We start from the raw sequence: 13371 nt of genomic DNA, 5'->3' as shown, positions 1-13371 counted from the left end.
GGCTAGGCCGCGCACTCAGCCCGCCCCCTCGTCACCCGCCCCGGGGCCTGTCCCTGGGCTTCACTCGTCCTGTAGAGAAAGGCTCTCCGGCCCTCCTCGACCACCTGTAGCACCTACCGGGCAACGCGTCGGATATCACGAGGCCGTCACCACCGCAGCACGCCCTGCTGGGGTAGCCTGCTAATCTCATGCCCTCTTTGACCTCCGTCCTCCCTGCACCTGACACCCCCCTGCCTCAGCCGCCCGCCACCGGAGCCGCTGCCCTCATGCGGTGGCTCCTGCGCCGGGCAGCCGTCCCCATTGCTGTCGGCGCCCTGGCGGCCACGGTCTCCAACGTCATCCAGGCCATCGTGCCCGCCTTCCTGGGGGCGGCCCTGGACTCCGGCATCGAGGACGGCCTCAACGCCCGGGTCTGGGGCATCGGCCTGCTGCTCCTGGTGCTGTTCGTCGTCTACGCCGTCGGGGACACCGGCATGTCCTACTTTGGTGTCATCGCCTCCATGCGCACCACCTTTGACGTGGACAGACTAGTAGGCCGCCAGGTCTCCATCACAGGCAGCTCCCTGCCCCGCCAGGCCTCTACCGGCGAGGTCGCCTCCATCGTCGCCTCCGACGCCCAGTACCTGGGGCAGTTCGTCAACTCCGTGCCCCAGCTGGTTGGCGCGGGGCTCAGCTTTGCCGTGGTCGCCGTGCTCATGCTGAGGACATCAGTGCTCCTGGGGACCATTGTCATCGTCGGCATGCCCCTGGTGGCCTGGGTCGTCACCCTGGTCATCAGGCCTCTCCAGCGCCGCCAGGCCGTCCAGCGCGAGGCCCAGGCCGAGGTCACCACGGTGACCACAGACACCGTGGCGGGCCTGCGTATCCTGCGCGGCATCGGTGGGGAGGAGGTCTTTGCCCAGCGCTACCGGGACGCCTCCCAGGAGCTGCGCCGCCGGGGTGTGGACGTGGCCCGCCCCCAGTCGCTCCTCATGAGCCTCCAGGTCCTCCTGCCCGGCCTGTTCGTGGCCATGGTCGTGTGGGTGGCCGCGCGCATGGCAGTCTCGGGCACCATCACCGCCGGGGAGCTGGTGACTTTCTACGGCTACACCGCCTACCTGGCGTGGCCGCTGGCAGTCTTCTCCATGGCCGTGCAGAACTTCACCCGGGCGGTGGTGGGGGCACGCCGCCTGGCCCGCCTGCTGCACGTCACCCCGGCCGCCGGGACCGTTCCCGAGCGGCTGGACCTCGACCCCTCCCACGGCGAGCAGGTCAGCGGGGACCTGGTGGACACCGCCAGCGGGGTGCGCCTGGCCCAGGGGCGGATGACCGCCCTGGTGGCCCCCGACCCGGACGTCTCCGCCGGGCTGGCCACCCGCCTGGGCCGCTTCACCGACGCCGGACCAGCCGTGACCCTGGACGGGCGGCCCCTGACGGACATGCCTCTGGAGGGGGTGCGCGCCAGCGTCGTCGTCTCCGGCGCCACCGCCCAGCTGTTCACCGGCACCCTGCGCGAGGCCCTGGACGTGCGCGAGGGCCCCGTGCCCCAACCCGTGGACGTGCGCACCCTGGTCCAGGCCGAGGCACGCCGGGAGGGCGTGGCCGACGTCGACCAGCAGGTGCGCCCCCAGCCCCGCCACGTCCTAGGCGACGAGCGCCTGGAAGCGGCTATCGAGGTCGCCGACGCCGCTGACGTGCTTACCTCCCTGGAGGAGGGCCTGGCCGGGATGATTACCGAGAAAGGACGCTCGCTGTCCGGCGGCCAGCGCCAGCGGGTGGCCTTGGCCCGCGCCCTGCTCACCGAGGCGCCCACCCTGGTGCTCATCGAGCCGACCTCTGCCCTGGACTCCCACACGGAGTCCCGCGTGGCCCGACGCGTGGCCGCGGCCCGCCGGGGCCGCACCACAGTCGTGGTCACTGCCTCCCCCCTGGTCCTGGAAGCCTGTGACGAGGTGGTCCTCCTGGCCGACGACGGCACGCAGCGCCTGCGCTCCACCCACCGCGACCTGCTGGCCCGCTCCCGGGCCGGGGAGCCCGCTGCCCAGGACTACCGACGTATCGTGGCCCGGGCCACCGGCGAGGAGGTGAGCCGCTGATGGCGCTGCCTGTGGCGCCCGGTCGGGTGGCGATGCGCAAGACCTTTGGCATCATGGCCTCCTACCGCTGGCGCTTCGTGGTCGCACTGATCCTGCAGATCCTGGGGATCCTGGCCCCTCTGGTGGCGCCCCAGCTGCTGGGGCGCCTGGTCTCGCGCGTGTCTGCCGGGACCGCCACCGTCGGCTACGTGGACCGGGTGGTCCTGGCCATCGCCGTCGTCACGCTCGTGGGCGCCGTGGTCAACCGCTACGCCCAGATGTACGCCCGCACCCTGGGGGAGTCGGTCTTCGCCGACCTGCGCGAGCGCATGATGGGGCGGGTGGTGCGCCTGCCCCTGAGCGCGGTGGAGACTGCAGGCACCGGGGACCTGGTGGGGCGCACCACCAACGACGTCTCCCGCATCGAGTTCCTGGTGCGCGTGGGCATCCCCCAGATCATGGTGTGCACGGTGACGATCACCTTCACCCTGGTGGCCGCAGCCGTCTCCGACCCGCTGCTGGCCCTGGGGCTGCTGGTCATCGTCCCCCCGGTGTGGGCGATGATGAGCTGGTACCTGCCGGTGTCCGTGCCCGCCTACCGTGCGTCCTCGGCGGCCTACGCACGGCTCAACGGGGCGGTCTCCGAGACGGTGGACCACGCCGAGACGGTGGACGCCCTGGGCATGGGGGCACGCCGGGAGGCCACCATCCTCACCGCGGTCACGGAGGCCTGGTCCCTGGACCGCTACACCGCAGCCCTGAGGGTGCGCCTGTTCATGGTGCTCGACGTGGCCTGGCGGGCGCCGGTGGTGGTTATCCTCCTGTGGGGCGGGTTCCTGGCCGCCCGTGGCTACGCCTCACTGGGGGCGATCACCACGGTCAGCCTCTACGCCATGGAGCTGCGCAGGCCGGTGGGCCAGCTCATGTTCTGGATCGACCAGGTCCAGATCGCCCAGGCATCCCTGTCACGTATCCTCGGTGTGGAGGAGGTGCCCGAGGACCGCTCCCCTACCGGCGAGCAGCCCGCCGACAGGCGCATACGCCTGCACGACGTACGCTTCTCCTACCGGGAGGGCACGGAGGTGCTCCACGGCATCAGCCTGGACCTGGTCCCGGGCGAGCGCCTGGCGGTGGTCGGCCCCTCCGGCTCGGGCAAGTCCACGCTGGGGCGGATGCTGGCGGGCATCAACCCGCCTACCTCCGGCGAGGTAACGGTGGGAGGGGTGCCCCTGACCGACCTGAGCGAGGAGGAGTTACGGCGCAACGTCGCGCTGATCACCCAGGAGCACCACGTGTTCGTGGGCTCGGTCGCCGACAACGTGCGCCTGGGCAGCCCGCAGGCTGAGGACGCGACGATCCGGGGGGCTATCGAGGCTATCGGGGCCAGCGGCTGGGTGGACAACCTGCCCCAGGGAATGGACACGATGGTGGGCTCAGGCCACCTCGCGCTGAGCCCCGCGCAGGCCCAGGAGCTGGCGCTAGCCCGGTTGGTGCTGCTGGACCCGCACACGCTGGTCCTGGACGAGGCCACCTCCCTGCTGGACCCCCACGCGGCCCGCGCCCTGGAGCGGACCCTGTCCACCGCCCTGGCCGGGCGCACGGTGGTGGAGGTCGCCCACCGCCTCTACACCGCCCAGGACGCCGACCGGGTGGCCGTGGTCATGGACGGGCGCGTCGTCGAGCTGGGCACCCACGAGGAGCTGGTGGCCCTGGGCGGGGAGTACGCCAGCCTGTGGCAGGCCTGGAGCCAGGAGTGAGGGCGGGGGCCGAGCCTGAGGCTGAGCCCGCTTCCGGGAGCGGGACGATGCCGGGCAGCAGGACGTCAGCACAGACGGACCCCCTCATCACCACGCTCCTTGACGAGGTAGGGTGCTGCGCTAGAAAGACGTAGCTCTCGGCGCTCTCGGCGCACCTGAGCGCTCCCGAGTTGCTCCTGAACGCCCCTCCCGGGGGCGCCTCCCTCCTCCCAGCAGCCAACGACCGTACCCCGGGCACTAAGGCTGCACATGCGTGCACCGCCCCGTCCAGCGCCCGCCTTCGCCCCTAGTGTGGAGATGTGAGATTCTTGCCGTGTGGACTAAGGTTCGTACCAGCCGTACGCCGCGCACCTCACGCCCCGTACCGCACGCCACACAGAGCACACTGAGAAGGTCATCAACCATGTCCCAGTACCAGCCTCCTGCTCCACCGCCGCCTTCGGGCTCCCAGCCCACGCTCGGCGAGCTTGTCGCCCGCATCTCCGAGAACATCTCCCTGCTGATCCGCGGAGAGATCGACCTCGCCAGGGCCAAGGGTCAGCGCATGGCCAGGAAGATAGGCGTGGGAGTCGGGCTTCTGGCCGCCGCCGGCGTCGTGGCTCTCTACGCCGTGGGCATGCTGCTGGCGTCGCTGGCCCACGGCATCGGCGAGGCCCTGCCCCTGTGGGCCGGCTACCTCATTGTCGCCGTGCTCTTGCTCATCGTGGTAGCGGTCCTCGCTCTCGTGGGAGTGAGACGGCTCCAGGCGGCCAGGGCGGACACCCCCGCCCCCCAGGAGGGCCTGAAGAGCAGCGTCGAGACAGTCAGGACCGCTGTCGCCTCCGGCCTGGAGAGGGGGAACTCCCAGTGAGCACCACGAACGCCTCCCTTCCGGCAGGCCCGCAGCCCTCGGCGCCCCCGCCCTCTGGCGCTCCGTCCCCCACCGCGGCGCAGCCTCCCCAGGCTCAGCACGCCCCTGCGGCTCCCTCCCGTTCCGTCGAGGAGATCGCGGCGGACTTGGAGGCGCGCCGTCGCGCCCTGGCCTCCGACGTGGACGAGGTCGCCGCCAGGCTCGCTCCTGCCAGCCTCAAACGCATGGCTCAGGAGACGGCGGACGCGGCGGCCGCCAGCCTGCGCAGCCGCACCCAGGCCCTGCGCGAGCGGGCCGAGGAGCTTACCTCGCAGGCGGGGCTCACCTCCCCGCCCCACTCGGCCTCCGTCTACGGGGGTGATCCCGGCACGCCACCGCTCACCGAGGCCGCACCAGGCGCTACGGAGCCGCTGACCCTGTCCCAGCGTCTGACCCGCTTGCTTGACGACGCTCGCGACGGGGACCCGGTCTCGTTGGCCGTTGTGACCGCCGCGGGTCTCACGGTTGCCGGACTGGGCATCCTCACCCTGACCCGGGTGATCCGCTCATGAGCAGCACCACGGGACAGGACGGTCCCGCCACTACGCGCGAGCGGGTCCCCGAGCAGATCGAGGAGCGTCTACGCGCCCAGCGCCAGGCGCTGGCAGCCAGCGTCGACGAGCTGGCGGCTCGGGTTGACCCGCGGACCCAGGCCCGTCAGACCAGCCAGCAGCTGCGCGGCCGGGCAGAGGCCAGGATCGCCGTCCTGCGCCAGCGCGCGGAGGCCTACGGGGTCAGCACCGAGATGGCCGCTGCCCTCGGCGCAGCCGCCGTCGCCAGCCTGCTAGCGGCCGTGCTAACGGCCAGCAGGCTGGCGCGTCGCTGAGTCCTGCGGGAACGGTGGGCGCGACTGCGCAGCCGTCGCAGGACGGCGTCTGCGTCAGTACCGACCGCACACAGTGCTACAGAACCAACCGGGCCGCAACAGCCCTCAGGGTGGGAGTCACCACGGCTCTCCCCCCGGTGTACGAATGGTGTTCCCATACGTCAACGTTGTACGGTTGGCCCACGACATATTTGACCAGGAAGAGCGCGCCCACGAGCGCGCCGTGACACGTTGGAGGGGGTCGAGCCTATGGGGCGCGGCCGTCAGAAGGCCAAGGCAACCAAGGTTGCCCGCAAGCTCAAGTACTTCAGTCCAGAGACCGACTACGCGGCTCTCGAGCGTGAGCTCGTGTCAGCCTCGTCCGGCTCCGAGGCTGACGACGACATCGACTACGAGAAGCTGGCCGCCAAGTATGCCGTCGATGACGACGACTGGGATGAGGACGACAGGTAACCGCCACGGTGCGCGCGGGACCACTGGTCTCGCGTCTCCTCCGTCCAGGACCGTACTGCGTACAGCACCTGGCACCTCCTGGGTACCTCTTCTGGGAAAGCGGGGCCTGACCTTGCTCCCCCAGGGGACGTAAGACCTGACACGGCGCCGGATGTGCCGGTGACAGCAGCCTCGTCGTGACTGACTCGCCACCAGGTGTCAGTCACGACGAGGCTGCTGTCGCTGCGGCTGCCGCCACCGGCGTGGCAGTCGCAGGGACCGCTCCCGCGCGGCGCTGCTCAGCAGCAGCCGCTGTCAGGCTGCCAGCTCCACTACCACGGCGCGAGACCGCCCCTGCGACTCCCTTGAGCACTGTCTCCCACCTCTCAGCCAGTCACGTAGCTGCCATGAATATCTACTGCCCCGCCGTCGACACCCTTGGTTCCCGCGACCAGCCGCCCCAGCACCTGCCTGTCAGCGGCCTCGCTGACCTCCCCCAGGACCCAGGCCGGGATACCCGCCCCCTGGGCCACGGTCACCACTGCGTCGACTCCTCGCGCATCGACGACAGCCACCATTCCCACCCCCATGTTGAGCGTCGCCTCCAGGTCCTCCCAGGGCACCTGCCCCAGGGAACGCACCAGGCTAAAGACCGGCGGGAGCAGCCAGGAGCTGCGGTCCACCTGTGCCACGAGCCCCGGGGGCAGCACACGAGCAAGGTTGGCCGCCAGCCCGCCCCCGGTGACGTGGCTGAGGGCGTGGATGGTCGGGGGCGCCGCCGCTGAGGACAAGGTGTCCAACATGGCCAGGCAGACACGCGCGTACAGGCGGGTAGGCTCCAGCAGCTCCTCACCCAGGGTCCGCCCCAGCTCGGGGACGTGACGCTCCAGGCCCCAGCCTGCCCGGGCGACCACGTGGCGCACCAGGGAGTACCCGTTGGAGTGCAGTCCGGAGGAGCCCATGGCCACCAGCACGTCGCCCGCGCTAACCCTGTCCGCCCCCAGGAGACGGTCGGCCTCCACCACCCCGGTGGCAGCACCCGCCAGGTCATACTCGTCGGGCCTCATCAGGCCGGGGTGCTCCGCAGTCTCCCCACCCAGCAGGGGGGTGTCCACAGCGGCGCAGGCCTGGGCGACACCGCGCACGATGTCCGCCACCCGCTCAGGCACGACGTGGCCGCAGGCAATGTAGTCGGTCATGAGCAGGGGCCGGGCGCCGACGACGACAATGTCGTCCACCACCATGCCTACTAGGTCCTGCCCGATCGTGTCGTGGATGCCCAGGGCCTGGGCCACGGCGACCTTGGTGCCGACCCCGTCGGTGGAGGTGGCCAGCAGAGGGCGGCGGTAGTCACGCAGGTCGGTGACGTCCACCAGCCCGGCGAAGCCACCCACGCCACCGACAACAGCAGGGTTCATGGTCGCAGCCACCGAGGCTCTCATCAGCGCCACGGCCTGGTCCCCCGCAGCCGTGTCCACCCCGGCGGCGGCGTAGGTGGCACCCGGGTAAGGGCCGTCAGAGCGGTTGGGGTCGTCAGTCATGAGGCTGGCTCCTTCAGTGGTCAGGGCCCGGCTGGGCCACGGGCACAGTGCTCGGGTTCCCGGCACCGGCCTGCCCAGCCCGGGACGAGGTCCTCATGACCCGGAGCCGGGCGGGCTGCCCAACCTCAGGTCAGGACGGGTCACGCCCTGGGGCGCAGCAGGTACCGCAGCCTCCACGAGGCCGTCCTGGCTGCGCGCACGGTCATGGTCCTCACGACCACGGCCCGTACGACCCTGCGGACGCCGCCGGTAGACGGCGGGGACCGGGCTGACCGGGATCGTGGCCACCGACGCCCCCGCCACCGGAGGAGGTACCGGGTAGTCGCCAGTGAAGCAGGCTATGCACAGGCTGTCACGCTGCTGGCCCGTGGCCTCCACCATCCCGTTCACGGACAGGAACCCCAGGGTGTCGGCGCCGATGGAGTGGCAGATCTGGTCCACGCTCATGCCTGCGGCGATGAGCTCGGCCCGGGTGGCGAAGTCGATGCCGTAGAAGCAGGGCCACAGCACCGGCGGGGAGGAGATACGTACGTGGACCTCCGCCGCCCCGGCCTCGCGCAGCATCCGCACCAGGGCGCGCTGAGTGTTGCCACGTACGATCGAGTCGTCGACGACGACCAGGCGCCTGCCCTCAATGACCTCACGCAGGGGGTTGAGCTTGAGGCGGATACCCAGCTGGCGCAGGGTCTGGGTGGGCTGGATGAAGGTACGCCCCACGTAGGCGTTCTTGACCAGCCCCTGCCCGTAGGGAATCCCTGAGGCCTGGGCGTAGCCGATGGCCGCAGGTGTCCCGGACTCGGGGGTGGCGATAATGAGGTCCGCCTCCACCGGGTGCTCCCGGGCCAGGGCAGCCCCCATGGCATTGCGGGCGGCGTTGACGCTGCGGCCCGCGATACGGGTGTCGGGGCGGGCCAGGTAGACGTACTCGAAGACGCAGCCGGCCCGCCTCGCAGCGGCGAAACGGGTGGAGCGCACGCCCTCGTCGTCGATCTCAAGCAGCTCGCCCGGCTCCACCTCGCGCACAAAGGTGGCCCCCACGATGTCCAGGGCGGCAGTCTCCGAGGCCACCGTCCAGCCGCGCTCCAGGCGGCCGAGCACCAGCGGCCGGATCCCCTGGGGGTCGCGGGCGGCGTAGAGGGTACGCTCGTCCATAAAGACCAGGGAGAAGGCCCCACGCAGCATGGGCAGGACCCGGCGTGCCGCCTGGTGCAGCGTGAGCGGGGCAGGCGCGGAGTAGGCCTGGGTCAGCTCCTCCTCATCGGTGACGCCGGAGACGACGACGTCGGCAGCGCTGTCCCAGCCCTCCAGGGCGCCTCGCTCGCCCACGAGGTTCATCAGGGCAGCGATCACCGCGGTGTCCGTGGAGGAGCCACGGCCGAGCTCGCCGGTGAGGTCCTCCCCGCTGGTGGCGTGGACGGCCTCCACAAGCTCGCGGGTGTTGGTGAGGTTACCGTTGTGGGCCAGGGCGAGCGTGGAGCCTGAGGCCGGCCCCAGCATCGGCTGGGCGTTCTCCCAGGTGGTGGCCCCCGTGGTGGCGTAGCGTACGTGGCCCACCGCTATGTGCCCGCTGAGGTTAGTCAGGGCCAGGTCGTCAAAGACCTGGGAGACCAGGCCCAGGTCCTTGTAGACCAGGATCTGGGAACCGTTGGAGGTGGCGATCCCCGCAGCCTCCTGGCCCCGGTGCTGCAGGGCGTACAGACCGAAGTAGGTCAGCCGGGAGACCTCCTCCCCGGGTGCCCAGACTCCGAAAACGCCGCACTCCTCCGCAGGAGGGGAGTCCATCTCACCAGTGTGCACGCCCCCAGTCTCCCACGTCGCGCGGCCAGGCGGGACGAGCCCGTGGGGGCGCGGCCTCACATCCGCAGCAGGGGAAGGTAGGGCGACAGGTCACAGCGCTCCCCGGAGGCGTGCAGCGCCCCCGAGGCCAGGGCCTGGGGCCAGGTCAAAGTCCCGGTGGCCAGGGCCAGCCAGGTGGGGGCGTCGGTCTCGACCACGGAGGGCGGAGTCCCCCGGCGGTGGACGGTGCCCGCCACGGCCTGGGTAACGCCGAAGGGCGGGACCCGCACCTCCACGGCGCGCCCGGGGGCGCGGGCGGCCAGCTCCTCCAGGGTGTAGCGCACGGCGGTCGCGGTGACCTGGCGTTCGGGCAGCCGGTGCTGTCGACGCTGTCGGAGCTGCGCGGCGTCCTCACCCGCAGGGGCGTCCGGCTGCGCCTGGGCGGCCCACTGGCGCAGGGCCTGGGCGCCAGCGGCGGGGTCGATGCGTCGGCGTGGTGGCACGGCCTGATCGTACCCGGGGACGCAGAGGAACCCAGGAGTCCTGGGAGCTCCGGGCACCAGCCAGAGACTGAGGCGGCCCCGGCAGGTAGCCACGGGTACCGGGTAGGTACTGGGTAGGTTGCACATCTTCGGATACATGGTGATCGCGGGGAACAGAGACTGCTTCTTTACCGGAGCCGAGGAGAATTGAGAGATCCGCATGTTTCTGCGGACTACGCTGGGACCAATGCGTGTGGGTGCGAGGCCGCTCCTCCAGCAGCCGACCCCTCCCACAAGCACCCGAGACAAGCCGCGCCGTCACCTGACACAGCCTCATCACGCTGTACGAGGAGCGCGGCCTTCTCGTTCCTGACTACGACCGCGCCAAGAGGTACCTGCGGCACATCGGCTACTACCGGCTGTCTCCCTACACCCTGCCCTTCCAGACAAGCCACCAGCCCCACCGCTTCAAGGAAGAAACGACCTTTGACGACGTGCTCACGCTCTACATCTTCGACCGCGAACTGCGCCTCCTCGTCATGGACGCCCGGGAACGTGTCGAGGTAGCCGTCAGGTCCGCGCCCTCAGGCACCATGGCGGGGACAGCGCCAGGGGAAGCATTAGGGCAAAGAAGCAGGTCGCCCGCACCGTGGCCACCGGTCTCACCGACACCGTGCCTGAGTCCTGGCTGCAGAGCTACGTCCGGGTACGAAGCATATGCGCCCGCCACGAAAGGCTCTGGAACAGGGTTCTTGGCACCTACCCGGCCGAAGTCTTGCGCGTGCGGCTCAGTCCACAAATCTCGAGGCCTACTCGACCGCCTCCGGAGAGCAGCTCACCCGGTTTGTGACTCTTGGACCGCTCGGCGCACGCGTTTGTTGAGCAGGAACAGCGCGTTGACTACGACCCAGAAGATAACCAGCGCCCAGTCGGCGGCGGCCACCGAGGTACCTGCTATGAGCCAGGCTGTCAGGAAGATACCAAGGGGTCCAATAACCATGGAGATGGAGTTCTGCAATCCGTTGAGCCTTCCCCTCATCTCTTCGGGCGTCACTTGCAGTGAGACAACCCCGGTTACAGCTCCCACGGCGGCGGAACTGATACCGAAAAGGAAGCACATGACAACCGTGTAAATAACCGAGTGGAATTGCACCAGCAGCGCGAGACCCACCACATTTAAAAGTGACGCTCCTAGCGTCAGCGGCCAACCAGGAACCCTAGCCCCGATTAAAGCATATATAAGGCCGCCGGCGAGCAGCCCCAGTCCAACGGAGGCCAAAGCATACCCGTTCGCGTAGTCGACGCCCCTCAGTGTCATAAACACGGGAATCAGGAGCCCCTGAAGGATAGTCACCAGCATAACGCTCGCAACGTTCAAGCCCGTAAGGGCTCGTAAGACAGCGTTCTTTCTCCTGCCTAAAAATACAATTCCATCTCGGAAGGAGCTCCAATAGGCGATTTTCGAACTCCCGCCTTCCGAGGTATCCATGCGCCCATAGGCTCTAGGTGTGGCGAGGCAGAGCGCGCCGGCAGCGAGGGACGTGGCAGCTGTGACCCAAAGAACGGACCGCGCGTCGAAAAAGTTCATCAGCAGTCCCGCGAAGGTAGGCCCTAAGACAATAGCCAGGGCACTGACCGTTTCCCGGACCCCTACCAAGGTCTGAAGCGCGACCCCCGAATGCCGCTGCACCCCATAGATCATAGCTTCCCGCGCATTCCACGCTGGCATGTCGCCAATGCCGCTCAGAAAAGCCGAAATTATGAACCATGTTAGTGACAGCTCACCAAAAGTGCCCACAGCGGCGAGTAGTGCGATACTAGAGGCTGAAACGAGGTCGCCCGCAGATGCCAAGAGACGCCGGTCGTACCGGTCAATCAATGGGCCAGAAAGCAGGCCAAACACGAATGTGCTGGCACCACTAGCAACTGCTACTATGCCCGCCGCCAAAACTTCTCCGGTAGATACGAGTACCAGGACCGGCAAGACGACGTTCGCGATCGAATTACCGAATAAAGAAAAGGCGAAAGACGTGAAATAAGTAACTAACTGCATCGCACAACACCCCAGAGTCGGCTCACCGAACTGCTCTAACCTTCCTAATTGGCCACGACGGCAGGGAGTCGTCACATCCGCCCGGATCGAATTGGTAAGAATCGTGAGCACTGGCAATATTGAACCCCGCTTCGGTCAACAGTGCCTCGATTCTGTTCCGGCTGTGGACCACAGGCTTGTGTGATGCGTACTCCCGACAATCTGCTCCATCCGTCTTGAGAAAAGCTCGTCTTGGGCGCGCCGTAAAGCGCTTGGATCTGGCTGGCAACATTCACGTGCCTCACGCCAGTGGTCCGAACTGTCGACGTACATAATCCACGATATCCACGGTGTTAACCAAACCACCTTCACCAGGAGCCAGAGAATAGGCCGACAAACCCGCCGTCGTGCCGAGCACGTGTATGCCGTGCGGTTGTAAGTCGCTCATTGCATTTTTAACCGGAGGATAGAATTTAGTCTGCCCTGGCAAGGATGGTGCGACAAGTACCGAAACTTTCGACACCACGGGGACGTAGAGTGTTAGGGAATTGAGGTTGCCTCAGCGAAGTCGGCAGTGCCGCCCGGCATGTTATCGATCTCGGCCGAGATCGAGTCGATGATAGCGGGCAGGCCGTCATTGAAAACTTCGGTGGCAGTGGAGTGGGCAGTGTTCACGTCTCTCGCTTTCCGTTGGTGCGACATGGGTACGCAACTCGATGTGACTAAGGAGCATTCCGAGCGCCAGGCGGACGAATGCCCACTTATACTTATTCTAACTGAACTATCTCGCCTCATCAAGGGATTGCTGAGACTCATGGCTCTTCCAGTTTGAGGGGTTAGACGGGGTGGCGTGAGGGGTGGGCGGGGTCAAGGTGCTGGGTGACCATGGGGCTGCTCAGGACTGACCATGATGCCGAGGCGATCTCCCACACTACCTGCCCCGCCCCGCCGACCGGGGATGATCCTGTTAATCCTGATTGCCTGCTGGGACCGGGGGCCACCAGCCAGAAGGTCATCGGCTCGATTGGCCGCCAGAGGCCGTGGGTCCGGTGCCGCTCTGTGTAGGGAGCTGATGATGAGCGCTCGCTCTGCACCTTGTGCGGGGCGATGGGGCGGATGAGAGGCGCTGACGTGTGTGTCCTGGACACTCCCGATCGCTGGGAGGGCCACTCGGCTGCTGGCGAGAGTCTCTGAGATGGCCTGGGCGCAGGGTGCAAGCGCCAGTAGAGGGTCGCCATAGAGCTCCTGAACCGAGGACAGGATGGAGTACTCCTCAACGTCATAGCCCGGGGCTGGGCCCTGGGACAGCTCCTGGTGCTGGCGCCGAACAGCCTCCTCGTCAAGGCCTGCCAGCATGGTGGTCAGCCGGGTCTCCTCCTGGCGGAGCTCCTTGATCCTGCTGGCGGAGAAACCCCGCTCCAGGCGCAGGACGGTCGCGGCACCAGTGGGGTCAAGGTCCCCGAGCCGTCCGTAGCGGAAGTAACGGCGCAGGTGCGGTCCGCAGCAGGCCCTCCCTTGTACCGGGGGGCTATCACGAGGGGCTGGTCCGGGTCGATCACGGCCTCGTCTCCTTGAGGAAAGG

At 68.3% G+C, this 13371-nt stretch carries 12 protein-coding genes and 1 pseudogene; 7 read left to right on the top strand and 6 right to left on the bottom strand.

Annotation, left to right across the window (positions count from 1 at the left end):
- Positions 1 to 188: 188 nt before the first annotated feature.
- The 6 genes from D4740_RS07595 (at position 189) to D4740_RS07570 (ending at position 5979) form a co-directional block, all read left to right on the top strand.
- Positions 189 to 2075 (top strand): ABC transporter ATP-binding protein, encoded by a 1887-nt coding sequence (locus D4740_RS07595; protein ID WP_119836332.1) that lies wholly within the window; start codon positions 189 to 191, stop codon positions 2073 to 2075.
- Complete coding sequence (locus tag D4740_RS07590) at positions 2075 to 3811, top strand: ABC transporter ATP-binding protein (protein WP_119836331.1); 1737 nt, start codon at positions 2075 to 2077, stop codon at positions 3809 to 3811. Before D4740_RS07595 ends, D4740_RS07590 begins: the two co-directional genes overlap by 1 nt.
- Positions 3812 to 4214: 403 nt before the next feature.
- On the top strand, positions 4215 to 4661 hold the full coding sequence (locus tag D4740_RS07585) for a phage holin family protein (protein ID WP_119836330.1): 447 nt from the start codon (positions 4215 to 4217) through the stop codon (positions 4659 to 4661).
- On the top strand, positions 4658 to 5212 hold the full coding sequence (locus D4740_RS07580; RefSeq protein ID WP_119836329.1) for a DUF3618 domain-containing protein: 555 nt from the start codon (positions 4658 to 4660) through the stop codon (positions 5210 to 5212). Before D4740_RS07585 ends, D4740_RS07580 begins: the two co-directional genes overlap by 4 nt.
- Positions 5209 to 5526, top strand: a complete 318-nt coding sequence (locus tag D4740_RS07575; RefSeq protein ID WP_119836328.1) for a DUF3618 domain-containing protein — start codon at positions 5209 to 5211, stop codon at positions 5524 to 5526. Before D4740_RS07580 ends, D4740_RS07575 begins: the two co-directional genes overlap by 4 nt.
- 249 nt (positions 5527 to 5775) lie before the next feature.
- Positions 5776 to 5979, top strand: a complete 204-nt coding sequence (locus tag D4740_RS07570) for a DUF3073 domain-containing protein (RefSeq protein ID WP_119836434.1) — start codon at positions 5776 to 5778, stop codon at positions 5977 to 5979.
- Positions 5980 to 6344: 365 nt separating this feature from the next.
- On the opposite strand, the gene purM is transcribed toward D4740_RS07570, so the two are convergent.
- The 3 genes from purM to D4740_RS07555 all read right to left on the bottom strand — a co-directional run bounded on the left by purM (position 6345) and on the right by D4740_RS07555 (position 9778).
- On the bottom strand, positions 6345 to 7499 hold the full coding sequence (gene purM / locus D4740_RS07565) for a phosphoribosylformylglycinamidine cyclo-ligase (RefSeq protein WP_119836327.1): 1155 nt from the start codon (positions 7497 to 7499) through the stop codon (positions 6345 to 6347).
- A 93-nt stretch (positions 7500 to 7592) separates the two neighbouring features.
- Positions 7593 to 9281, bottom strand: coding sequence for an amidophosphoribosyltransferase (purF, locus tag D4740_RS07560; protein WP_119836433.1), 1689 nt, complete (start codon positions 9279 to 9281; stop codon positions 7593 to 7595).
- A gap of 71 nt (positions 9282 to 9352) precedes the next feature.
- Positions 9353 to 9778, bottom strand: coding sequence for a sterol carrier family protein (locus D4740_RS07555; protein WP_119836432.1), 426 nt, complete (start codon positions 9776 to 9778; stop codon positions 9353 to 9355).
- A gap of 314 nt (positions 9779 to 10092) precedes the next feature.
- On the opposite strand from D4740_RS07555, the pseudogene D4740_RS13445 reads away from it, so the two are divergent.
- Positions 10093 to 10296, top strand: a pseudogene (locus tag D4740_RS13445) (Abi family protein); the annotation flags it as partial.
- A 296-nt stretch (positions 10297 to 10592) separates the two neighbouring features.
- On the opposite strand, the gene D4740_RS07545 reads toward D4740_RS13445, so the two are convergent.
- The 3 genes from D4740_RS07545 to D4740_RS12730 form a co-directional block, all read right to left on the bottom strand.
- Entirely contained in the window at positions 10593 to 11921 is a 1329-nt protein-coding gene (locus D4740_RS07545) for an MFS transporter (RefSeq protein ID WP_147392872.1), read from the bottom strand.
- A gap of 408 nt (positions 11922 to 12329) precedes the next feature.
- Positions 12330 to 12464: a hypothetical protein gene (locus tag D4740_RS13295; protein ID WP_259390729.1), complete on the bottom strand. Its 135-nt coding sequence runs from the start codon at positions 12462 to 12464 to the stop codon at positions 12330 to 12332.
- A 161-nt stretch (positions 12465 to 12625) separates the two neighbouring features.
- The gene (locus D4740_RS12730) at positions 12626 to 12805 is read right to left on the bottom strand and encodes a hypothetical protein (RefSeq protein ID WP_147392871.1); all 180 of its coding nucleotides are present in this window, start codon (positions 12803 to 12805) and stop codon (positions 12626 to 12628) included.
- Positions 12806 to 13371: the final 566 nt, after the last annotated feature.

The sequence above is a fragment of the Actinomyces sp. 2119 genome, from assembly GCF_003591215.1.
Lineage (GTDB): Bacteria > Actinomycetota > Actinomycetes > Actinomycetales > Actinomycetaceae > Actinomyces > Actinomyces lilanjuaniae.
Note: the sequence above shows the minus strand (reverse complement) of the source record. Positions and strands in the feature narration are given on the sequence as shown.